26 protein-coding genes are annotated in these 21,585 nt (G+C 62.9%); 13 read left to right on the top strand and 13 right to left on the bottom strand.

Annotation, left to right across the window (positions count from 1 at the left end; genetic code table 11):
• Window positions 1-232 precede the first annotated feature (232 nt).
• From ASD01_RS18490 to aat, 5 genes are all read left to right on the top strand, one after another.
• Window positions 233-1,000 (top strand): DsbA family protein, encoded by a 768-nt coding sequence (locus ASD01_RS18490; protein WP_034795449.1) that lies wholly within the window; start codon window positions 233-235, stop codon window positions 998-1,000.
• 106 nt (window positions 1,001-1,106) lie between these two features.
• Window positions 1,107-1,553, top strand: a complete 447-nt coding sequence (gene aroQ / locus ASD01_RS18495) for a type II 3-dehydroquinate dehydratase (protein WP_034795448.1) — start codon at window positions 1,107-1,109, stop codon at window positions 1,551-1,553.
• A gap of 25 nt (window positions 1,554-1,578) precedes the next feature.
• On the top strand, window positions 1,579-2,058 hold the full coding sequence (gene accB / locus ASD01_RS18500; RefSeq protein WP_034795447.1) for an acetyl-CoA carboxylase biotin carboxyl carrier protein: 480 nt from the start codon (window positions 1,579-1,581) through the stop codon (window positions 2,056-2,058).
• A gap of 12 nt (window positions 2,059-2,070) precedes the next feature.
• Window positions 2,071-3,414: an acetyl-CoA carboxylase biotin carboxylase subunit gene (gene accC / locus ASD01_RS18505; RefSeq protein WP_034795446.1), complete on the top strand. Its 1,344-nt coding sequence runs from the start codon at window positions 2,071-2,073 to the stop codon at window positions 3,412-3,414.
• Between the two features lie 10 nt (window positions 3,415-3,424).
• Window positions 3,425-4,039, top strand: coding sequence for a leucyl/phenylalanyl-tRNA--protein transferase (aat, locus tag ASD01_RS18510; protein ID WP_034795444.1), 615 nt, complete (start codon window positions 3,425-3,427; stop codon window positions 4,037-4,039).
• A 37-nt stretch (window positions 4,040-4,076) separates the two neighbouring features.
• Here the strand turns inward: aat and ASD01_RS18515 are convergent, their stop codons facing one another.
• From ASD01_RS18515 to gatB, 5 genes are all read right to left on the bottom strand, one after another.
• Window positions 4,077-4,529: a DUF2155 domain-containing protein gene (locus tag ASD01_RS18515; RefSeq protein ID WP_034795441.1), complete on the bottom strand. Its 453-nt coding sequence runs from the start codon at window positions 4,527-4,529 to the stop codon at window positions 4,077-4,079.
• 125 nt (window positions 4,530-4,654) lie between these two features.
• Window positions 4,655-5,050, bottom strand: a complete 396-nt coding sequence (locus ASD01_RS18520; RefSeq protein ID WP_034795438.1) for an NADH:ubiquinone oxidoreductase subunit NDUFA12 — start codon at window positions 5,048-5,050, stop codon at window positions 4,655-4,657.
• 108 nt (window positions 5,051-5,158) lie between these two features.
• Complete coding sequence (locus ASD01_RS18525; protein WP_234798736.1) at window positions 5,159-5,650, bottom strand: GNAT family N-acetyltransferase; 492 nt, start codon at window positions 5,648-5,650, stop codon at window positions 5,159-5,161.
• Between the two features lie 102 nt (window positions 5,651-5,752).
• Entirely contained in the window at window positions 5,753-6,247 is a 495-nt protein-coding gene (locus tag ASD01_RS18530; protein WP_034795435.1) for a GNAT family N-acetyltransferase, read from the bottom strand.
• A gap of 2 nt (window positions 6,248-6,249) precedes the next feature.
• Window positions 6,250-7,752: an Asp-tRNA(Asn)/Glu-tRNA(Gln) amidotransferase subunit GatB gene (gene gatB, locus ASD01_RS18535; protein WP_034795650.1), complete on the bottom strand. Its 1,503-nt coding sequence runs from the start codon at window positions 7,750-7,752 to the stop codon at window positions 6,250-6,252.
• Window positions 7,753-7,912: 160 nt separating this feature from the next.
• Here gatB and ASD01_RS18540 point away from each other — a divergent pair, with 160 nt between their 5' ends.
• A complete protein-coding gene (locus tag ASD01_RS18540) occupies window positions 7,913-8,191 on the top strand; it encodes a DUF1294 domain-containing protein (RefSeq protein ID WP_034795432.1) in 279 nt (92 codons plus the stop codon).
• A 207-nt stretch (window positions 8,192-8,398) separates the two neighbouring features.
• Window positions 8,399-8,653 carry a YjhX family toxin gene (locus tag ASD01_RS18545; protein WP_034795416.1) on the top strand — a complete coding sequence of 85 codons (255 nt, stop codon included), beginning with the start codon at window positions 8,399-8,401 and terminating at the stop codon, window positions 8,651-8,653.
• A 77-nt stretch (window positions 8,654-8,730) separates the two neighbouring features.
• Here the strand turns inward: ASD01_RS18545 and ASD01_RS18550 are convergent, their stop codons facing one another.
• The 5 genes from ASD01_RS18550 to ASD01_RS18570 form a co-directional block, all read right to left on the bottom strand.
• Window positions 8,731-10,182, bottom strand: coding sequence for a GGDEF domain-containing protein (locus tag ASD01_RS18550; RefSeq protein ID WP_082572948.1), 1,452 nt, complete (start codon window positions 10,180-10,182; stop codon window positions 8,731-8,733).
• A gap of 132 nt (window positions 10,183-10,314) precedes the next feature.
• Window positions 10,315-10,806 (bottom strand): GNAT family N-acetyltransferase, encoded by a 492-nt coding sequence (locus tag ASD01_RS18555; protein ID WP_034795414.1) that lies wholly within the window; start codon window positions 10,804-10,806, stop codon window positions 10,315-10,317.
• A gap of 87 nt (window positions 10,807-10,893) precedes the next feature.
• Window positions 10,894-12,375 carry an Asp-tRNA(Asn)/Glu-tRNA(Gln) amidotransferase subunit GatA gene (gene gatA / locus ASD01_RS18560; protein ID WP_034795412.1) on the bottom strand — a complete coding sequence of 494 codons (1,482 nt, stop codon included), beginning with the start codon at window positions 12,373-12,375 and terminating at the stop codon, window positions 10,894-10,896.
• A 50-nt stretch (window positions 12,376-12,425) separates the two neighbouring features.
• Window positions 12,426-12,713, bottom strand: a complete 288-nt coding sequence (gene gatC / locus ASD01_RS18565; protein ID WP_034795408.1) for an Asp-tRNA(Asn)/Glu-tRNA(Gln) amidotransferase subunit GatC — start codon at window positions 12,711-12,713, stop codon at window positions 12,426-12,428.
• Between the two features lie 109 nt (window positions 12,714-12,822).
• Complete coding sequence (locus tag ASD01_RS18570) at window positions 12,823-13,527, bottom strand: metal-dependent hydrolase (RefSeq protein ID WP_034795392.1); 705 nt, start codon at window positions 13,525-13,527, stop codon at window positions 12,823-12,825.
• A gap of 81 nt (window positions 13,528-13,608) precedes the next feature.
• On the opposite strand from ASD01_RS18570, the gene ruvX reads away from it, so the two are divergent.
• Entirely contained in the window at window positions 13,609-14,094 is a 486-nt protein-coding gene (gene ruvX, locus ASD01_RS18575; RefSeq protein ID WP_034795390.1) for a Holliday junction resolvase RuvX, read from the top strand.
• Here the strand turns inward: ruvX and ASD01_RS18580 are convergent.
• Together ASD01_RS18580 and ASD01_RS36210 are read right to left on the bottom strand one after the other, a co-directional pair.
• Entirely contained in the window at window positions 14,040-14,381 is a 342-nt protein-coding gene (locus ASD01_RS18580; RefSeq protein ID WP_034795388.1) for a DUF6105 family protein, read from the bottom strand. The two genes, ruvX and ASD01_RS18580, sit on opposite strands and share 55 nt — an antisense overlap.
• Window positions 14,378-14,518 (bottom strand): hypothetical protein, encoded by a 141-nt coding sequence (locus ASD01_RS36210; protein ID WP_089045732.1) that lies wholly within the window; start codon window positions 14,516-14,518, stop codon window positions 14,378-14,380. The genes ASD01_RS18580 and ASD01_RS36210 overlap by 4 nt, the downstream gene beginning before the upstream one ends.
• Before the next feature lie 241 nt (window positions 14,519-14,759).
• Between ASD01_RS36210 and ASD01_RS18585 the strand changes: the two genes are divergently transcribed.
• The gene (locus tag ASD01_RS18585) at window positions 14,760-15,695 is read left to right on the top strand and encodes an AEC family transporter (protein WP_034795385.1); all 936 of its coding nucleotides are present in this window, start codon (window positions 14,760-14,762) and stop codon (window positions 15,693-15,695) included.
• A 48-nt stretch (window positions 15,696-15,743) separates the two neighbouring features.
• Here ASD01_RS18585 and ASD01_RS18590 read toward each other — a convergent pair whose 3' ends face one another.
• On the bottom strand, window positions 15,744-17,396 hold the full coding sequence (locus tag ASD01_RS18590) for an acyl-CoA dehydrogenase family protein (RefSeq protein ID WP_034795383.1): 1,653 nt from the start codon (window positions 17,394-17,396) through the stop codon (window positions 15,744-15,746).
• A 157-nt stretch (window positions 17,397-17,553) separates the two neighbouring features.
• Here ASD01_RS18590 and ASD01_RS18595 point away from each other — a divergent pair, with 157 nt between their 5' ends.
• From ASD01_RS18595 to dprA, 4 genes are read left to right on the top strand one after another with little or no spacing between them, the layout of a single operon-like run.
• Window positions 17,554-18,495 (top strand): aspartate carbamoyltransferase catalytic subunit, encoded by a 942-nt coding sequence (locus ASD01_RS18595; protein ID WP_034795379.1) that lies wholly within the window; start codon window positions 17,554-17,556, stop codon window positions 18,493-18,495.
• Complete coding sequence (locus ASD01_RS18600) at window positions 18,492-19,784, top strand: dihydroorotase (RefSeq protein ID WP_034795376.1); 1,293 nt, start codon at window positions 18,492-18,494, stop codon at window positions 19,782-19,784. Before ASD01_RS18595 ends, ASD01_RS18600 begins: the two co-directional genes overlap by 4 nt.
• A 30-nt stretch (window positions 19,785-19,814) precedes the next feature.
• Window positions 19,815-20,426 carry a glycerol-3-phosphate 1-O-acyltransferase PlsY gene (gene plsY / locus ASD01_RS18605; RefSeq protein ID WP_034795374.1) on the top strand — a complete coding sequence of 204 codons (612 nt, stop codon included), beginning with the start codon at window positions 19,815-19,817 and terminating at the stop codon, window positions 20,424-20,426.
• Window positions 20,426-21,574: a DNA-processing protein DprA gene (gene dprA, locus ASD01_RS18610; RefSeq protein WP_060644233.1), complete on the top strand. Its 1,149-nt coding sequence runs from the start codon at window positions 20,426-20,428 to the stop codon at window positions 21,572-21,574. The genes plsY and dprA overlap by 1 nt, the downstream gene beginning before the upstream one ends.
• The last annotated feature ends 11 nt before the right edge of the window (window positions 21,575-21,585 follow it).

Here is a 21,585-nt window from a genome sequence, read left to right on the forward strand (position 1 = left end):
GGAAAATCCTCGATATGCGGCTGTTCTCCAGCCCTTTGCCCGATGAAAATGACCTTCACAAGTCCGCGAGTGCCGTATTTCCGCCGATTTTGCCGTTTCGTTTCCGCGGCACCCACCCTATGCTGCCGGCATATTGCGAATACGAGGAATCCTGTTGTCATTCAGAACAGCCGGTTGACCCGGCGACACGCGATGGACGACACACGGGATACGCAAGGACAACGAGGTAGAAATGAACTTCAGCACCAAGATGATTGCCGCCGGGACGCTCGCAGCGCTCGTAGCCGGGGTCAGCCTGCCCCAGAACGCATTCGCGCTCGACGCGAAGCAGAAGGAAGAGATCGGCGCCTTCATCAAGGAATACCTGATCGCCAATCCGGAGATCATGCTCGAGGTCCAGGAGGCGCTGACGACGAAACAGCGCGCCAAGCAGCAGGAAGCGGCGGAAAGCGCGATCACCGAGAACAACAAGGCGATCTTCAATTCCGACTACGACATGGTGCTCGGCAATCCCAAGGGCGACGTCACCGTTGTCGAGTTCTACGACTACAACTGCGGCTACTGCAAACGCGCGCTTTCCGACATGGACGACATCCTCGCCAAGGACAAGAACGTGCGCTTCGTGCTGAAGGAACTGCCGATCCTCGGACCGGATTCGCTGGCCGCCCACAAGGTGAGCGCCGCCTTCCGCCTGGTCGCTCCGGAAAAATACGGCGACTTCCACCGGGCGCTGCTCGGCGGGGAAGACCGCGCCACGGAGGAGACAGCGCTTGCAGTTGCCGCCAAGCTCGGCGTCTCCGAAAAGGACCTGCGCGCGAAAATGGAAAAGGAGCCGCATGATGCGGCCGTGCGCGAGGCCTACAGCCTTGCCAACGACCTCGGCATCACCGGAACGCCCTCCTACGTCATCGGCAACGAAGCGGTCTTCGGGGCCGTCGGCGCCGAGGAGATCGAGGGCAAGGTCGCCAATATGCGCGAATGCGGCAAGACCGCCTGCTGACAAACCTTCCCATGACTGTGGACAAATCCCGCTAGGGCCCAAAGGGCTTTTCCTCGCGGGACCATCAGTCTATAGGTAACCCTCCATGACCGGACCGGAATCCCTTATGCCATCGACCATTTTCGTGCTGAACGGCCCCAACCTGAATGCGCTGGGCAAGCGCGAGCCGGGTATTTATGGCGGCCAGACGCTGGCCGACATCGAGGCCATGTGCAAGGCAGAAGGCAAGGCGCTCGGATTCGACGTCGATTTCCGCCAGTCGAACCATGAGGGAATGCTGGTCGATTGGCTGCACGAGGCCGGCAACGTCGCCGCGGGCGTGGCAATCAACCCGGCCGCCTATGGCCACACGTCGATCGCGCTTCACGATGCCATCCGCGCCATCGGCATTCCGGTCGTCGAACTGCACCTCTCGAACATCCATGCGCGTGAGGAGTTCCGCCACAAGTCGATGATCGCACCCGCCGTCAAGGGCGTCATCTGCGGCTTCGGCGCCCAGAGTTACATTCTTGCGCTGCATGCGCTAAAGAACCTGACAAATCCGTCGAAATAAAAAGAACACAAGAGGCTCATATTCCATGGCTGACAAGAAACCAGGTATCGACCAGGCGCTGATCCGCGATCTCGCCAACATTCTCAAGGATACCGATCTGACCGAGATCGAAGTCGAGCAGGACGACCTGCGCATTCGCGTTTCGCGCAACGGCACGCCGGTTGCCATGCCGATGGCCATGCCGCAGATGCCGGCTTACCAGATGCCCGCCGCAGTGGCCGCTCCTGCAAACGCCGTTGCTGCTCCTGCCGCCGAGAGCGCCCGTGCATCGAAGAATGCCGTGACCGCACCGATGGTCGGCACTGCCTATCTGTCTCCCGCACCGGGAGCCCGCCCCTTCGTTGAAGTCGGCGCCACGGTCAAGGAAGGCCAGACGATCCTCATCATCGAAGCGATGAAGACAATGAACCAGATCCCGGCTCCGCGCTCGGGCAAGGTCACCGAAATCTTCGTCCAGGACGCAGCCCCCGTCGAATATGGCGAACCGCTGATCGTAATCGAATAAGGCGGCGCGGCGATGATCTCGAAAATTCTCATTGCCAATCGCGGCGAAATCGCCCTTCGCGTGCTTCGTGCCTGCAAGGAACTCGGCATCGCCACGGTCGCCGTTCATTCCACGGCCGACGCCGACGCCATGCATGTGCGCCTCGCCGACGAGAGCGTTTGCATCGGCCCGCCGCCCTCGCGCGATAGCTATCTGAACATTCACCAGATCGTCGCCGCCTGCGAAATCACCGGTGCCGACGCTGTGCATCCAGGCTACGGCTTCCTGTCGGAAAACGCCAAGTTCGCCGAAATCCTTGAAGCGCACGACATCACCTTCATCGGCCCGACGGCGGAACACATCCGCATCATGGGTGACAAGATCACCGCCAAGCAAACGGCGCAGGAACTTGGCATCCCGGTCGTTCCGGGCTCCGACGGCGAAGTAAAGCCGGAAAACGCCCTCGAAGTCGCCCGCAAGATCGGTTTCCCGGTCCTGATCAAGGCGACCGCCGGCGGCGGCGGCCGCGGCATGAAGGTCGCCCGCAGCGAGGCTGACCTCGAGGAAGCCGTTGCGACGGCCCGCACCGAAGCGCTTGCCGCTTTCGGCAACGACGCCGTCTACATGGAGAAGTACCTCTCCAAGCCGCGCCACATCGAAATCCAGATCGTCGGCGACGGCGCCGGCAATGCGGTGCATCTCGGTGAACGCGATTGCTCGCTGCAGCGTCGTCACCAGAAGGTCTGGGAAGAGGCAAACTCCCCGGCGCTCAACGTCGACCAGCGCATGAAGATCGGTCAGGTCTGCGCCGACGCCATGAAGAAGCTGAAGTATCGCGGCGCCGGCACGATCGAATTCCTCTACGAAAACGGCGAGTTCTATTTCATCGAAATGAACACCCGTCTTCAGGTCGAGCATCCGATCACCGAGGCGATCACCGGCATCGACCTGGTGCACGAGCAGATCCGCGTCGCCTCCGGCGGTGGCCTCTCGGTCCGGCAGGAAGACATCGTGTTCTCCGGCCACGCGATCGAGTGCCGCATCAATGCCGAAGACCCGCGCACCTTCGTCCCATCCCCGGGCACGATCACGCATTTCCATGCGCCGGGCGGTCTTGGCGTGCGCGTCGACTCGGGTGCCTATCAGGGCTACCGGATCCCGCCTTACTACGACAGCCTGATCGGCAAGCTGATCGTGCACGGCCGTACCCGCGTCGAATGCATGATGCGTCTGCGCCGCGTGCTTGACGAATTTGTCATCGACGGCATCAAGACGACGCTTCCGCTGTTCCAGGACCTGATCAATAATCAGGACATTGCCAACGGCGACTACGATATCCACTGGCTGGAGAAGCATCTGGCCGCCACGTCCGAGTAAGGACCTGACATTGAAGGGGACGCGCAGCAAGCAGCCCGATATTACGCCGGACATGCTGCTGCGCGCCTATTCGATCGGCCTCTTCCCGATGGCCGATTCGGCTGACGACCCGGAAATCTTCTGGGTCGAGCCGGAAATTCGCGGGGTGATCCCGCTCGCAGGCTTCCACACCTCTCGCAGCCTCGCCAAAACCATCCGCCGAAAGCCCTTCGACATCCGCTTCAACACCGCGTTCGAAGCGGTCATGGACGGCTGCGCTGCCCCTGCTCCCGACCGGCCAACCACCTGGATCAACAACAAGATCCGCACGCTCTACGCGACGCTGCATACGATGGGCTATGCCCACAGCGTCGAGGCGTGGGAAGGCGACCAACTGGTTGGCGGACTTTACGGCGTTTCGCTCGGCTCGGCCTTCTTCGGCGAAAGCATGTTTTCCAGACGCACCGACGCCTCGAAGATCTGCCTCGTCCATCTGGTCGAGCGACTGAAGGCGCGTGGCTTCGAACTGCTCGATACACAGTTCACCACCGAGCACCTGAAGTCGTTTGGTGCCATCGACGTGCCAAAGGCGGAATACGAAGTGCTTCTGGCGAACGCGATGTCGTCGCCCGACCTCGCCTTCTAACCAAGCCAAATCTCAAAGAATGGGAATACGCCGCCGCTCAGCGCTTCTGCGCGGTGTCCGGCGGCGGCAGGTCCGAGGTCGCCTTGCAGGACTGCAGCCAGACGTCATAGACCGGATGCTCGACGGCGTTCAGACCGGGGCTATCGGCAAACATCCAGCCGGTGAAGATGCGGCGGATCTTGCGGTCGAGTGTGATTTCCTCGACCTCGACGAAGGTCGTGATCTTCTGCGCTTCCGTGTCGTCACGGCTGTAGCAGACGCGCGGCGTGACCTGAAGGGCGCCGAACTGCACGGTCTCGCCGATGTAGACGTCGAAAGTAGTGATGCGGCCGGTGATCTTGTCGATGCCGGAGAACACGGCGACGGCGTTGGAAAGGCGGGCTGCGTCAACCGCTTCCGCAGATGCGACCAGCGGCAAGGCGGCAAGCAGGGACAAGCCCAAACGCCGCGTTCCTTGGCCGATTGCCTTGCGCAGATCAGAACCTGCCATAGTCGCCTGTCTCCCGCGTATCCTGTTCGTCATCGATGGATTTCAGGCGCTAACCATCAATTGTGGCCGCGCCATGATCGAGGAACCCATTCCGCGGTCCGTCGTCGTCACTGAGAACAGATTGTTCAGGAGCCGGGCGTCCAGGCGTCGTAGTCGCCGGTCACGCGGGGACGCTTGCCGGTGGCGGCAATCGAGCCTTGCGGGCGGTAGGCGTTGGCCGTTCCGGTCGGATTGACGCGGTGCGCCTTCTGCCATTCGCGCGGCGTGTACTTTTCATCAGCCGGAGAAACGTCGGTCCGGTGATGCATCCAGCCGTGCCAGCCGGCCGGAATGGCGGAGGCTTCGGCGTAGCCGTTGTAGATCACCCAGCGGCGGGTGCGGCCTTCGGAGTCCTTGCCGCCCTGGTAGTAGACATTACCGAGCTCGTCTTGACCGACCCGTTGACCGTGGCGCCAGGTGTGAAAGCGCGTTCCGATCGTCTGTTCGTTCCACCAGGTGAAAATCTGCAGCAGGAGCTTCATGGATGCCGTCCTTGACCGGCCGTTGGGAAGGCGGCCAGATACCAAAACAATGTTCCCGCTTATGCCCCGCCGCTCAGGGCTTGTCCAGTGATTCCGAGGCGGAGGCGGTCATTTCAACGGCAGCTGAAAGCCGAAGTGGCTGCGCGCAAAGCCGAGACGCTCGTAGAACCGATGCGCATCGGTGCGCACGGCGTTGGACGTGAGCCTTACCTTCTTTGCGCGCTTCTCCCGCGCCTCGCCGATCGCATGGCGCATCATGCGCTCACCGATCCCACGGCCGCGCATGTCCGCACGCGTCTGGACCGCTTCGACGATCAGGCTGGAGCTTCCACGCCCCGACAGAGACGTGTGCAGCGCGGTTTGAAAAGTACCGACGACCTGCCCTTCAAGAACCGCGACAAAGAGCGTCTGCAGCGTCGAGGCTTCAATCCGGTCGAAGGCAGCGGCGTAGTCCGCGAAGGCCTCGGGGTCGGTCGTGTCGCCGTGGCCGCCGAGCGGATCATTGGCGAAGAGCGCGACGATCGCTTCGAGGTCCTTACGCTCGGCCTTGCGGATCAAGAGTTCGGTCGCGTCCATGGTTTCCCCGCTCACATCGTTCATCGCCCGCGGATCAAACACCCGGAGGTAACGGCGCGATGACAGAGCCGTGCCTCTCAAGCTTATCCACAGGCATGCGAAACTTCAGGCAATCGGACGGATCGCCTAGCCGAGAAGCGGCTTTTCCAGAGCGATGGCCGGCAGACCGGACGGGTCGTCAACCGGGGTCTCGCCCACTTCGGCAAAGCCGTGCGCGCGATAGAAGGTGAGCGCGTGCAGGTTCTGCGGCTCGACCTCGACGCGCATGCGCTCGGCGTCCGGGAAGCAGGTTTCGAGTTCGGCGAAGATATCGCGACCGACGCCCTGGCGCTGGAACTTCGGAAGGACATAGAGCTGGTGCAGCACCACCGTCTTGGCTTGCGTGTCGGACATCGCCGCATAGCCCATGCCGCCCAGCTGCCTTCCATCGTCGGCAACAAGAAACTCGGCGTTCTTGCGCGCGAGCCGGGCTTTGAGCGCCGGCAGCGAATGCCAGCGCTCCGTGAGTTCGTTGACCTTCTCGACACCGTAGAAAGTGTCATAGGTCGCGTGCCACGTTTCGATCAGCAGAGCGCGAACCTTCTCCAGGTCGCGCTCGCTTGCCGTGCGCACGAAGAACATCGTTATTCCTCGATGCCGAGCTTGGCCTTGACGAGCGCCTGTACGGCCTGCGGATTGGCCTTGCCGCCGGTCGCCTTCATCACTTGGCCGACGAACCAGCCGGCGAGCGAAGGTTTGGCCTGCACCTTGGCGACCTGATCCGGGTTGGCGGCGATGATCTCGTCGACGGCCTTCTCGATGGCGCCGGTGTCGGTCACCTGCTTCATGCCGCGCGCTTCAACGATCTCGGCCGGGTCGCCGCCCTCGTTCCAGACGATCTCGAAGAGGTCCTTGGCGATCTTGCCGGAGATGGTCTCGGCCTTGATGAGATCGATGATGCCGCCGAGCTGTGCCGGGGAAACCGGAGTCTCTTCAATGGCTTTGCCGGCTTTGTTCAAGGCACCGAGCAGGTCGTTGATGACCCAGTTGGCGGCAATCTTGCCGTCACGCCCTTCGGCAACCGCCTCGAAATAATCGGCGATCGACTTTTCGGAGACGAGCACCGAGGCGTCATAGACCGAGAGGCCGAGGTCGCGCACGAAGCGCTCCTTCTTGTCGTCGGGCAGTTCCGGCAGGTCGGCCTTCAGCGCCTCGACGAAGGCGTCGTCGAACTCCAGTGGCAGCAGGTCCGGATCCGGGAAGTAGCGGTAGTCGTGCGCGTCTTCCTTGGAGCGCATCGAGCGGGTCTCGCCCTTGTTCGGGTCGAACAGGCGGGTCTCCTGGTCGATGCTGCCACCGTCCTCAAGAATGCCGATCTGGCGGCGTGCCTCGTATTCGATCGCCTGGCCGATGAAGCGGATCGAGTTGACGTTCTTGATTTCGCAGCGCGTGCCGAAGCCCTCGCCCGGACGACGCACGGAAACGTTGACGTCGGCGCGCATCGAGCCTTCGTCCATGTTGCCGTCGCACGTGCCGAGATAGCGCACGATCGAGCGCAGCTTCGTCATGTAGGCCTTGGCCTCATCCGACGAGCGCATGTCCGGCTTGGAGACAATCTCCATCAGCGCCACGCCCGAGCGGTTGAGGTCGACATAAGACATCGACGGATGCTGGTCGTGCATCGACTTTCCGGCATCCTGTTCCAGATGCAGGCGCTCGATGCCGATCTCGACATCCTCGAACTGGCCCTGACGATCCGGGCCGACCGAAATGATGATCTTGCCCTCGCCGACGATCGGATCCTTGAACTGCGAGATCTGATAGCCCTGCGGCAGGTCCGGATAGAAATAGTTCTTGCGGTCGAAGATCGAGCGATTGTTGATCGCGGCCTTGAGGCCGAGACCGGTGCGTACCGCCTGCTTCACGCATTCCTCGTTGATCACGGGCAGCATGCCGGGCATAGCGGCATCGACCAGCGAGACGTTCGCATTCGGCGCATTGCCGAACTCCGTCGATGCGCCCGAGAACAGCTTCGAATTGGAAAGCACCTGGGCATGGACTTCCATGCCGATGATGACTTCCCAGTCGCCAGTGGCGCCGGGGATGAAGCGTTTCGGATCGGGGGTGCGGACGTCGACAATGCTCATATCATGCTCTTCTTTGAAGCCTGAATTCTTGGTTTCTCGGTAGAACAATTGGTCCGCCGGTGCAAGTTGTTCGGCTGGATCAGAAGCGCCATATGCAATCTCATGCGGACGGCGAGCCTCTCTTAACCACCGTTTAGCGCCTATCGGCAAGACTTCGCTCATGTCCATCGGCCCTGCCCTGCTCTCGTTCGCAATTCTCATCAACTTGGCGGCCTTCGGGCTGTTCTGGTACGACAAGCAAGCGGCGCGCTCCGGCCGACGGCGGATCAGCGAGCGGACCCTGCTCACTCTCGCCTTTTTCGGCGGCAGCCCGGGAGCGATGACGGCGCGCCATATCTTCCGACACAAGACGCGTAAGGAACCCTTTCGCACGCGCCTCGCGTTGATCATCGTCTTGCAAGTGGCGCTGGCGGCCATTGGCACCCTGGCGTTGCAATGACACCTTGACGCGCGAACGACGGCCTTTTAGGAAGGCACCGTTCTATTGGAGTTTTTATGTTCCGTTCTTCGCCTGAGTCCCGGTAAAGCCCGTCCGCGTAATCCGCTTTGATTGCGCGCACGGGCCGGAAACGTCACCCCGCATCTTCAGTAATTTGCGGAACGTTTTCCTGCGTTCAAACGAACGCGATTCCGGAACATTCAGACAATGGACATCTCGCGCGCAGAACAGCGCATTCTTCATCATTTGGCCCAGGGCGGCCGCATCGAAATCACCCGCGACGACAAGGCGATCACCGAAATCCGGTGCTTCACCCGTGACGGCTGGGTCTATCCCGGCTTCGACCTCGAACTTTTCCGCAAATTGAAGCGGAAGAAGGCGATTTCATCGTCCGGCGGAAAACCCTACCGCATCACGGAACGCGGGCTGCAGCTCGTGCGCTCCGAACTTAACAACCGCTAGCGGCGAATACGAACGATACCGGGCATGCCAGCATGCCCGGTATCGTCAGATGCGCACTTTACTTTACGGAAAGTGACTTACGTTGCGTGAGCGCTCGACGGGGCAGCGCATTGCACGCGGTCACGGCCCGCAGCCTTCGCCTGGTAGAGCGCGCGGTCGGCCGCAAGCAGCAGGCCGTCGAGACCGGTGTCGCGGGTCATGACTTCGGCAGCGCCGATGCTGATGGTGACGGCGATCCTTCCGCCCTGCTCCAGATCGATATGGAGCGCGCGCACGGCCTCGAGCAGTCGCTCGGCGACCTTGAGCGCATCAGTCGGGGATTGCCGAACCAGCACAACGGCAAACTCTTCGCCGCCAAGCCGACCGACGAGATCCTCAAAACGCAGCGTCCCGCGAACGGCGCCTGCGACCGAGACCAGCACCTGATCGCCGACGGCGTGACCATAGGTGTCATTGATCGCCTTGAAGCGGTCGATGTCGAGCATCATTACCACCGTCCCGCCTTTTCGGGCGACCGGCGCTGCGATCAGCGCGGCCGCGCGCGCCATGAAGGTCGCGCGCGCCAGGCACTGGGTCAGAAAATCATAATCGACCGCATGGGACAGGCGCCCAATCAGCGCCCGTCGTGCGGCATCGACGCTGGCGACCGCCAGCGGGCAGAGCGCAAGAAGGGTCGTCCCCAGCCGGGTGGAGGTGAGCGTCTCCTCGGCAACGCCGCTGACGCCGAGATGCAGGGCGCCGGAGGCAACGGCAATCTGCGTCAACACACAGACGATCGCCGTCAGGATCGTCACCGGGAACAAGCCATAGCTGAGCGCGCACCACAAGAGTGCCGGCACCGGGAAAGCGAAAGCGCCTGGGCCGCCGATGACGAGCGCCGCAGCGCAGGACAAGACCAGGGAGACGAACGGCCAGACGGTTGCAGAAGCAGAGGCCGTTGAAACCGTCATTCTCGTGGCACGGGATCGCAAACCGTCTTCAGGAAGCGGCGCTGCCAGGAACACCGGGAGCAGAACCACATAATTGACCAGCTCGGTGGTGAGCCAGGCGACGAATGCGTCCGCGACGGGTTTGCCGAAGGACAGGTGAACCGCGACCGCTCCGACGAGCGAGGCGCCCATCGCCGCCAAGGAGGAGGCAGCGAACATGTAAAGGACCGAGCGCGCCCGGCGCAGGTGCCGATGCTCCGGCGAAAAGCGGCGATAGAGCAGGAATCCGATGACGACGCCGACCATGTTGGCCGCATTCAACGCCGCGGCTTCATAGAGATCCGCGCCGGTCACCAGGTCCGCAAGAACGTAGGCCAATGCCGCCGTCAGCCATCCAGCCGGGCTGGCGAGCGACGGTCTTCTGATCAGCAGGCCGAGCAGAATCGCATTTGCCGGCCAGATCGAAGCCAGCATGCCGACCGGGCGACTCAAGATGCCGAGCACGCAGGCGGTGAAGACGATCACGCCCAGGCCGGCAAGCCAAAACGAATGGTGGAAAGGTCTCAGAACCAACGGTCGCGGAACCGTTTTATCCAGCATCTGCAACAAGCGCCCCCCTTGCGGTGCCCCACCACAACGTCATACCCCATAATATTTCATGGGCCTAATGAATGCGGTGTGAATAGGCCAGCCGGCTTTGCGCGTGGCTGCCATGCATGAGGTGGCGGGGTGTCAATGATCCGGGCTTTGCTCCAGAGATTTGCTCAGACCGATGAAGGCAACGTCGCTGTCGAGTTGCGGCGCATAGGCGGTCGACAGCCAACTCACGCCATAGCCGTGATTGCGGAAGAAGCGCACGGCGCGGTCGTTGCGCGCGTGCGTCTTGGTGGTGGCCGCGTCGAATCCGTCCGCAGCAATACGACGCTCGATCTCAGCAAACAGCAGCCCGCCGAAGCCCCTGCCCTGGAGCTGCGGCTCGATCCATAGATCGGAGATCGCATTGTCGAAGTTCTCGCACGCCACCCAACCGCAGATGGCGCCTTCGCCTTCGACGAGCAAAACGGAAAGCCAGTGATCGAACAGAAAACGGAGAAATGCGGCCTCGGCCACGCGCCGCATCTTTTCGCCATCGGCGAGGCCCGCAATTGCCGACTGCCAGGATCTAAGGCCGATTTCGGCCAGCCGGTCGACGTCGCCGGCGCGGGCATGGCGGATGACGGGCATGACGCGGTCTCCTTCCGCGACAAGAGTGGCTTTCAATGCAACCGAAGAAGAAAGGGCGGTACCTCGTCGGTACCGCCCCTCAAGAGATTACCACCATTTGGTGGGTGTGAAGCGGCCGGCCGCCTGTTCGATCACATGCGCCGTCTTGAACAGCGTCTCTTCCTCGAACGGCTTGCCGATCAGCTGCAGGCCAAGCGGCAGGCCCTTGTGGTCGAGACCGCCGGGAACGGCAATACCGGGAAGGCCGGCCATGTTCACCGTTACCGTGAAGATGTCGTTGAGGTACATCTTGACCGGATCGGATGCCAGATCCTCGTCGGCGATGCCGAAGGCAGACGACGGCGTCGCCGGCGTCAGGATGGCGTCAACGCCGGCATGGAACGCCAGTTCGAAGTCGCGCTTGATCAGGGTGCGCACCTTCTGCGCCTGCAGATAGTAGGCATCGTAGTAGCCAGCCGAAAGCACGTAGGTGCCGATCATGATGCGGCGCTTGACTTCGTGACCGAAGCCGGCGGCGCGCGTCTTTTCGTACATGTCGACGATGTCCTTGCCGTCGACGCGCAGGCCGTAGCGAACGCCGTCATAGCGGGCAAGGTTCGAGGAGGCCTCGGCGGGAGCGACGATGTAGTAGGCCGGCAGCGCGTATTTCGTGTGCGGCAGGGTGATGTCGACGATCTCGGCACCGGCTTCCTTCAGCCAGGCAATTCCCTGCTGCCAGAGCGCTTCGATCTCTTCCGGCATGCCATCGACGCGGTATTCACGCGGAATGCCGATCTTCATGCCCTTGATCGACTTGCCGATCGCGGCTTCGTAATCCGGCACCGGCAGATCGACCGAGGTCGTGTCCTTGGTGTCGACGCTTGCCATCGACTTCAGGAGGATCGCGGCATCGCGCACGTCACGGGCGATCGGGCCTGCCTGGTCGAGCGACGAGGCGAAAGCGACGGTGCCCCAGCGCGAGCAGCGACCATAGGTCGGCTTGATGCCGACGGTGCCGGTGAAGGCTGCCGGCTGGCGGATGGAGCCGCCGGTATCGGTGGCGGTCGCGCCGGCGCAGAGATGCGCGGCAACGGCTGCGGCGGAACCACCGGAGGAGCCACCCGGCACGAGATCCAGATTGGAGCCCTTGGCGCGCCACGGGTTCTTGACCGCGCCGTAGTAGGAGGTCTCGTTCGACGAGCCCATGGCGAACTCGTCCATGTTCAGCTTGCCGAGCATGACGGCGCCGTCGTTCCAGAGGTTCTGGGTCACGGTCGATTCGTAGCGCGGCGCGAAACCGTCGAGGATGTGGCTGCAGGCCTGGGTGTGCACGCCTTCGGTGGCGAAGAGGTCCTTGATGCCGAGCGGGATGCCTTCGAGCGCACCGGCCTTGCCGGCGGCGATACGCGCATCCGAGACCTTGGCCATCTCTCGTGCCTTTTCGGGTGTGACGGCGATGTAGGCGTTGATCGCCTCATTGGCGGCATCGATCGCGCCGAGATAGGCGTCGGTCAGTTCGACGGCGGTGATGTCCTTCGCGGCGAGCTTGCTGCGGGCTTCGGCAATCGTCAGGCTGGTAAGGTCGGTCATGGTAAAATCTGGCTTTCGCAATCAGAAACGTCGGGGCGGCTGGCGGGAGATTACTCGACCACCTTCGGAACGAGGAAGAAATTGCGATCGGAATTCGGCGCATTGGCAACGATGTCGTCGGCCTTGTTGCCGTCCGATACCGTGTCCGTCCGCTTCTTCATATCCATCGGCGTGACCGAGGTCATCGGCTCGACGCCATCGACATTCACTTCGGAGAGCTGCTCGACGAAACCGAGGATGCCATTGAGCTCACCCATCATCCGTTCGGCTTCTTCTTCGCTGACGGCGATACGGGCAAGGCGCGCGACGCGCTTCACGGTGGCAAGGTCTACGGACATGATCGTCTCCGGTAACTGGAACTTCCCCCGCTATAATGGCGCAGGGCGAGCCACGCAACGGGGGAATTACCGGAGGACCGGGCCTCTCGTCAAAAGGCCCGGCGCAACATCAGATCTCGACGACGCCGCCGACGTGCGGCGTCGCCACCTTGGTCGACGCGCTTTCCATGCCGGCAACGAAGGTTTCCGGGGTCTGGTCGATGATCGGGAACGAGCCGTAATGGCAGGGGATGGCTGTCGAGAACTTGAAGAAGCGCTGGCAGGCCAGGGCCGCAACCGCCCCGCCCATGGTGAAACGATCGCCGATCGGCACGATGCCGATCTCCGGCTGATGCAGCTCGTTGATCAGCGCCATGTCGGAGAAGATGTCCGTATCACCCATGTGATAGAGCGTCGGCTCGTCCTCGAAATGCAGCACCAGGCCGTTGGCATTGCCGAGCGAGTGCGAGACGCCGTCCTCGGTCAACTGCGCCGACGAATGCAGCGCGTTGACGAAGGTCGTCGAGAAACTACCGAGATTGATCGTGCCGCCGGTGTTCCCCATTTCCAGCGCCTTGACGCCATGCCGGCCGAGCCAGGCGGCAAGGTCGGCATTGGCAACGACCGTCGCGCCCGTCTCCTTGGCGATCGCAATGGTATCGCCGACATGGTCGCCGTGACCATGGGTCAGGAGAATGTGGGTGAGCCCGGCGGTCGCGTCCCGGCGCTCCTCGTCGCGGAACGCCGGATTGCCGGTAAAGAAGGGGTCGATCAGGATTTTGGACTTTGCCGTTTCGATGTGAAAGGCGGCATGGCCGAGCCATTTGATCTTCATGACGATCTCCCTGATGATTTGTCTGTCGCAACAGCATATGGATCAGACAACTCTCCGCGCAAAGATCGAATCGACAATCCCATGGCAATTCTCACCATCGAAGAACTCGCAGCCCAGCTACAGCCGAACCAGGCGATTGCAGGCCTCGACCTCGGCACGAAAACGATCGGCCTCTCGGTCTCCGATCTCGGTCGCCGCTTTGCGACCCCGCGCGAGGTGATCCGTCGGGTCAAGTTCGGCGTGGACGCGGAGGCGCTGCTGTCGGCAGCGACGAAAGAAAAGATCGCGGCCTTCGTCATCGGCCTGCCCGTCAATATGGACGGCAGCGAGGGGCCGCGTTGTCAGGCGACCCGCGCCTTCGTGCGCAACATGGAACAGAAAACGCCCCTGCCCTTTGCCTTCTGGGATGAACGGCTTTCGACCGTCGCGGCCGAGCGGGTGCTGATCGAGATGGACGTGTCACGACGCAAGCGGGCCGAACGCATCGATTCGGCCGCGGCCTCGTTCATTCTTCAGGGCGCGCTCGACAGGCTGGCGTCGCTGGCAAGAGACGGCCTCTCGGACTGAGGGGCCGCGGCACCGAAGTGGCGACGATACCAGGCGGCGATCTGGCGGCGCTTGCGAAAGCCGATAATGGCGAAAACGATCAGGCTGTCGACGACGATCGCGCGGGCTACGAGCGGCGGAATGGTTTCCGGCGGGATGCCGAGGACATTGCCGTAGATCTGGAACACCAGATCATGGGTTTGCCGCGTCAGCATGAAGAAGCCGAAGCTCATGTCGTAGTACGACAGGCCATACCAGGAGCCCAGCAGCAGGATCGGCCCGCCCCAAAGGATCAGAAACCACTTCATGCGGCTCCCCTTTCCGAGATCTGCCGAAAGACAACTGGGTAAATCGCGCGGTCAGCCAGCACGACGGCCACAAGAACCATCGCGGGAACTGCGATATCTAGCGCCAGTCCGGCAAAAAACATCATCATGATGATCATAAGACCAGTTCTCACCGAACCGCTCCATTCCGGAATCCATTAAAATGCCGGATCAATCTCCGCCCTTGCGGCGACCCGCGCAACGTAAACCATTTGTTAAGGTTAATTTTCACAGGGCAGTCCGGTCGCGGATCCTTGAAGGCGGGACACTCCCGTTTGATCGCCGCCTCGTGCCACCAGCGCATTCCGGTCGGCGATGATTTGAGGTAGCGATAGACGTCCCGCACGCAGGCCCTCCCCCATGACCGTCGTCTTTGAAAGCATTCTTCCCGTCTTCCTCCTGGTTCTGCTTGGCGCCTGGCTCAAGCGTTCGACCTTGATCGATCAGGGTCTTTGGCTCGGGCTCGAGCAATTCGGCTACTTCATCCTTTTCCCGTCGCTGTTGTTTTCGACGCTCGCCCAGGCCGATTTTGCCGGATTGAAGGCCGATGCGACGGCGATCGCAACGATCGGAAGCGTCAGTTTGATGTCGGTCGTCGTGCTGCTGTTGTGGCCGATGCTGCGGAACCGCCAGGTATCAGGTGCGTCCTTCACCTCGGTCTTCCAGACGGCGACACGCTGGAATGGGTTCATGGCGCTGGCGATCGCGCAGAAACTCTATGGCCCGATCGGCCTGACACTGACCGCCCTGGTGATGACGCTCGTGATCATCCCGATCAATCTCTACAATATCGGTGTTCTCGTCTGGTTCGGCGGTGGCAATCGCGACTTCCGCCGCTTCTTCGCCAAGATCGTCACCAATCCGCTGATCGTCGCCTCGGTGCTCGGTATTCTCGTCAACATGATCGGATTGAAGATCTACGGCCCAGTGATGGCCACGATCGATATGCTGGCAAGCGCCTCGCTCAGCCTCGGCCTGGTGATGGTCGGTGCGGGCCTGCGGGCATCCGATGCGCTCAAGCCCAGCAGGACGGCGTTGCTCGCGGTCTTCCTCAAGCTGATCGTGATGCCGGTCTTCATGGTGAGCGCGAGCTACCTGCTCGGCATTCGCGGCGATGCTCTGCTGGTCATCGCGCTCGGCGCGGCCGTGCCGACCGCGATGAACGGCTATCTACTGGCCAAGCAGATGGATGGCGACGCCGAACTCTATGCGGCGGTCGCGACCGTCCAGACGGTCGTTTCGTTCTTCACGATACCGCTGGTCCTCTACCTGACGGCTTACGCCGCAGGGGGCTGACGGCCTATCCCGCAGCGGCCTGACGGCTTACGCCGGACGTCCTGCGGCTCAGGCCGCAGGGGGATAGAGAAGGTCGAGGATGTAGGCGGAATCGAAGCGCGAATCGAGCATGCCGTAGGTCGAGCGCCACCCGGCAGCCAGGCGCGATTCGAGGAAGGCATCGGCAATGCGACCGGCACCGAGACGGTAGAGCTCGGCGGCAGCGGCGGCGAGCGCCAGTTGCTCGACCAGCATGCGGGCCGCACCCTCATCACGCTCGCACAGCGACATAGCCGCGCGCAGCACGTCGATCGTCTTGCGACCGGACGGGCCGAGATCACGGGCCAGCACGACGAAGAGCTGCTCGAACAGATCCTTGCCCTTGGCGAGAACCCGCAGCACATCCAGCGCCATGACGTTACCGGAGCCTTCCCAGATGGCATTCACAGGCGCTTCGCGGTAGTGGCGCGCCAGTGCCCGCTCTTCCACATAGCCGTTGCCGCCGAGGCACTCCATCGCCTCATAGATCAGAGCCGGCGCGATCTTGCAGGCCCAGTATTTCGCAACCGGCGTCATGATCCGCGCGTAGGCCGCGTCTTCCACGCTGCTGCGCGCCTTGTCGAAGGCTTCGGCCAGGCGGAACGAAAGTGCGCTTGCCGCGGCAACGTCGAGCGCCATGTCGGCGAGCACCCGCGTCATCATCGGCTGGCTGACGAGCGGCTTGCCGAAAACCTTGCGGCCGCGCGTATGATGTACGGCTTCGGCAAGCGAGGCGCGCATCATGCCGGCGGAAGCGAGCGCGCAGTCGAGCCGCGTCAGCGTCACCATGTCGAGGATCGTGCGGAGGCCGGCATCCGGCGCGCCGAGAATGAAACCGAACGTGTCTGAGAACTCGACCTCGGAAGACGCATTGGAGCGGTTGCCGAGCTTGTCCTTCAGCCGCTGGAACCGCAGGCCGTTGGCGCTGCCATCTTCCAGGAGCCTCGGCACCAGGAAGCAGGCAAGCCCTTCGCGGGTCTGCGCCAGCATGACGAAAGCGTCGCTCATCGGCGCCGACATGAACCACTTGTGGCCATTCAGCCGATAGATGCCCTCGCCCACCCGTTCGGCCGTCGAAGTGTTGGCGCGCACGTCGGTGCCGCCCTGCTTCTCGGTCATGCCCATGCCGACGGTGACGGCCGACTTCTGCATCCACGGACGGTTGGTGGAATCGTACTTTCGCGACAGGATCTTCGGCGCCCACTCCTTCTGCACCGCCGGCGACGCAGTGATCGCTGCCAGCGATGCACTGGTCATCGTCAGCGGGCAGAGATGACCGCATTCGAGCTGCGCCGTCAGATAGAAGCGGATCGCCCGCGTCTTGTGCGACTGGCTGCGCTCGTCCGGCAGATTTTCCCAGGCGGACGCGTGCAGGCCCGAGGACATCGAGCGGCGCATCAGCGCATGCCAGGCCGGGTGGAACTCGACGACATCGAGACGCTCGCCGCGCGGCCCGTGGGTCTTCAGCTTCGGCGGACCTTCGTTCGCCATGCGCGCCAGTTCCTGGGCCTCCGGCGAGGTGACGTAGCGGCCGAGCACGTCGAACTCATCGCGCAGCGTCTTGCTCATGCCCGATGTGATGTCGACCACCAGCGGATCGGAGCGATAGGCGTTGACACCGGACCAGGGCTTGGGCTGGTTGAGCTCGGCGAGTTTCTGTTCAGTCCGGTTCATCTGATTCATGGGCCGGTTCTAGCGCAAGTTTCTCGACCACGGAACGGGGCGAAGAAAAGATAGGATCGCCGTTGCAAGTTTTCTGCGGACTGAACCGCGCAAGCCTTGCCGTGCCGGGGACCAGGTCTTATAGAGCGACCACATTTCCAGAGCGCAAGGGCGGCCCATGATCACTTTCCCGCATCGCCACCTGCTCGGCATCAAGGGGCTCACGGAGCAGGATATCACCTATCTGCTCGATCGCGCCGATGAAGCCGTCCAAATCTCCCGTCAAAGAGAAAAGAAGACGTCGACGCTTCGGGGTCTGACGCAGATCAACCTCTTCTTCGAGGCCTCGACCCGCACGCAATCTTCCTTCGAACTTGCCGGCAAACGCCTTGGCGCCGACGTGATGAACATGTCGGTCGGCAATTCCTCGGTGAAGAAGGGCGAAACGTTGATCGACACGGCAATGACGCTGAACGCCATGCACCCGGACGTGCTGGTCGTGCGCCACTCCTCGGCCGGAGCCGCAGCCCTTCTCGCACAAAAGGTCTCCTGCTCCGTCGTCAACGCGGGCGACGGCCAGCACGAGCACCCAACGCAGGCGCTGCTCGACGCGCTGACGATCCGCCGCGCCAAGGGCAAGCTCTCGCGCATCATCGTGGCGATCTGCGGCGACGTGCTTCACTCGCGCGTTGCGCGCTCCAACATCCTGCTCCTGAACCAGATGGGCGCACGGGTTCGGGTCGTCGCACCGGCGACGCTGCTTCCCTCCGGGATCGCCGACATGGGCGTCGAAGTCTACCACTCGATGGCCGAGGGCCTGAAGGATGCCGATGTCGTCATGATGCTGCGCCTGCAGCGCGAGCGCATGGCCGGGTCCTTCGTGCCGTCTGTACGCGAATACTTCCACTACTACGGGCTCGATGCGGAAAAGCTGAAGGCAGCCAAGGCGGATGCGCTTGTCATGCATCCCGGGCCGATGAACCGCGGCGTCGAGATCGCCTCGGAAATCGCCGACGGGCCGCAGAGCGTGATCGAACAGCAGGTCGAGATGGGCGTTGCCGTGCGCATGGCGGTTATGGAAACGCTGCTTCTCTCGCAGAACCAGGGGCCGCGCACATGACCAGACCACTCGTTCTGAAGAACCTTCGCATCGTCGATCCCTCGCGCAATCTCGATGAAGTCGGCACTGTTATCGTCGGCGACGACGGCCTTATCCTTGCTGCCGGTGCCGATGCCCAGAACCAGGGCGCGCCGGATGGCGCCTTCGTCAAGGACTGCGCCGGCCTCACCGCCGTTCCGGGCCTCGTCGATGCCCGCGTCTTCGTCGGCGAACCGGGAAGCGAACACCGCGAGACCTTCGAGTCCGCATCGCGGGCCGCCGCTGCCGGCGGCGTCACCACCTTCATCGCCATGCCGGAGACCGACCCTGTCATCGACGACATCGCGCTCGTCGAGTATGTGAAGAAGACGGCGCGCGACAAGGCGCTCGTCAACGTACACCCGGCCGCAGCGCTGACCAAGGGTCTTGCCGGCGAAGAGATGACCGAGTTCGGCCTGCTTCGCGAAGCGGGTGCTGTCTGCTTCACCAATGGTCGTCGCTCGATTCACGACACGCTGGTCCTGCGCCGCGCCATGACCTATGCGCGCGAATTCGGCGCCGTCATCTCTCTTGAGACCCGCGACAAGTATCTCGGTGCCAACGGCGTCATGCACGAGGGCCTGCTTGCAAGCTGGCTCGGCCTTTCCGGGATCCCGCGCGAAGCGGAGATCATTCCGCTCGAGCGCGACCTGCGCATCGCCGGACTGACGCGTGCCGCCTATCACGCCGCCCAGATCTCGGTTCCCGAATCGGCCGCCGCGATCCGTACCGCACGCGAGCGTGGCGCCAACGTCACCTGCGGCGTGTCGATCAATAATCTCGCGCTCAATGAGAACGACATCGGCGAATACCGGACATTCTTCAAGCTTTCGCCGCCGCTGCGCAGCGAGGACGACCGGATCGGCATGGCCGAGGCACTGGCCGACGGCACGATCGATATCATCGTCTCCTCGCACGACCCGCAGGACGTCGACACCAAGCGGCTGCCCTTTGCCGATGCTGCCGATGGGGCGATCGGCCTGGAAACGCTGGCCGCGGCCGCGCTTCGCCTGCATCACAGCGGCCAGGTTCCGCTGATGCGCCTGATCGATGCGATGTCGACGCGGCCGGCGGCGATCTTCGGTCTCGACGCCGGTACGCTGAAACCCGGCGCCAAGGCCGATATCACCGTCCTCGATCTCGACGAGCCTTGGGTGCTTTACGAAGAGGCGATCGTTTCTCGCTCCAAGAATACGCCGTTTGAAAATGCGCGCTTTACCGGGCGGGTCGTGCAAACCTATGTTGCCGGCAAGCTGGTGCATTCGGCCTAAGCCGAAAGCGGTCGCGCGGGAGGGGAACCGGTGGATCTATTGTCCTGGCAGCTTGGGCTGCCCTTTACGCTCTTAAGCCTTGCCTTCGGCTATCTGCTTGGCTCGATCCCGTTCGGACTGATCCTGACGCGCATGGCCGGGCTCGGCGACGTACGCAAGATCGGCTCGGGCAATATCGGCGCGACCAATGTGCTGCGAACCGGCAACAAGAAGCTTGCTGCCGCAACGCTGTTGCTCGATGCCCTGAAAGGCTCCGCCGCAGCGTTCATCGCATCCTACTGGGGCGTCGAGGCGGGAATCGCCGCGGGCTTTGCCGCCTTCATTGGCCATCTCTACCCGGTCTGGCTTGGCTTCAAGGGCGGCAAGGGTGTCGCCACCTATATCGGCGTCCTGCTCGGCCTTGCTCCCCTCATGGTGCTTGCCTTCGCGGTCATCTGGCTCGGCATGGCGAAAATCAGCCGCTACTCCTCATTGTCCGCCCTGGTTGCAACGGCTATCATTCCGGTTCTACTTTACGCGGCAGGCAACGAGAAGGTCGCCCTCCTCTTTACCGCCATGACGGTCATCACCTGGGTGAAGCACCGCGCCAACATTCGGCGGCTGCTCGCCGGCACGGAAAGCAAGATCGGAGACAAGGGATAATGTCTGACGCCAGCGCAGGACGAAACGGAGTGGCGCTGACCGAACGACAGAAGATATCCTGGCTCCGGCTCATTCGCAGCGACAATGTCGGCCCCATCGCCTTCCGCGACCTGATCAACCATTTCGGCACCGCTGACAACGCGCTCGACGCCTTGCCTGAACTGTCGCGGCGCGGTGGAACCAGGCAGACCTATCGTGTGGCTTCCGTAAGCGAGGTCGAACGGGAACTCGAAGCTGCCCGACGCCACGGCGCCGTTTTCGTCGGCATCGGCGAATCGGCTTATCCCTCGGCGCTGCGGCAGATCGACGGTGCTCCCCCTCTGCTCGCGATGAAAGGCGATCTCAGCGCGGCTGGCCGCCCGTCGCTCGGCATTGTCGGCTCGCGCAATGCGTCGGTCAGCGGCGCAAAGTTTGCGGCGATGATTGCGCTCGACGCCGGCCGCGCCGGTTATGTCGTGACCTCGGGCCTCGCGCGTGGCATCGATACGGCCGCCCATCGTGCCAGTCTCGAGACCGGCACGATCGCCGCCCTTGCCGGCGGTCTCGACCGCCCCTATCCGCCCGAGAACGTCGGCCTGCTCGAAGAAATCACGGCCGGTCGGGGCCTCGCGATCAGCGAAATGCCTTTCGGCTGGGAGCCACGGGCGCGCGACTTTCCGCGCCGCAACCGGCTGATCGCCGGCATCAGCCTCGGCGTTGCGATCGTCGAGGCCGCGCACCGCTCCGGCTCGCTCATCACCGCGCGCTACGCCGCCGATTTCGGCCGGCTCGTTTTTGCGGTTCCCGGCTCGCCGCTCGATCCGCGCTGCCATGGCACCAACGATCTCCTGAAACAGGGCGCGATCGTCACGACCGGCCCGGATGACGTGATCGAGGCGCTGGCGCCACTCAGCCAGCTGGAGCTGCCGCTGCCGGGCGTGCGGGAACCGGATGGTCAGGCGCGGGCTGGTGTTCCGGTGAGCGCGAGCGACAGAGACCGCGTCGCGGTTAGCACCGCGCTCGGCCCGACGCCGGTCGAGATCGACGATATCGTCCGCCACGCCGGGCTTTCGCCGGCTCAGGTCTATCTGCTTCTGCTGGAACTTGATCTGGCCGGTCGGCTTGATCGCCATGCTGGCGGCCTCGTGTCGCTCGCGACGCCCGAATGATGACAAGCCAC

The sequence above is a fragment of the Ensifer sp. Root423 genome (assembly GCF_001426275.1).
Taxonomy (GTDB): domain Bacteria; phylum Pseudomonadota; class Alphaproteobacteria; order Rhizobiales; family Rhizobiaceae; genus Ensifer; species Ensifer adhaerens.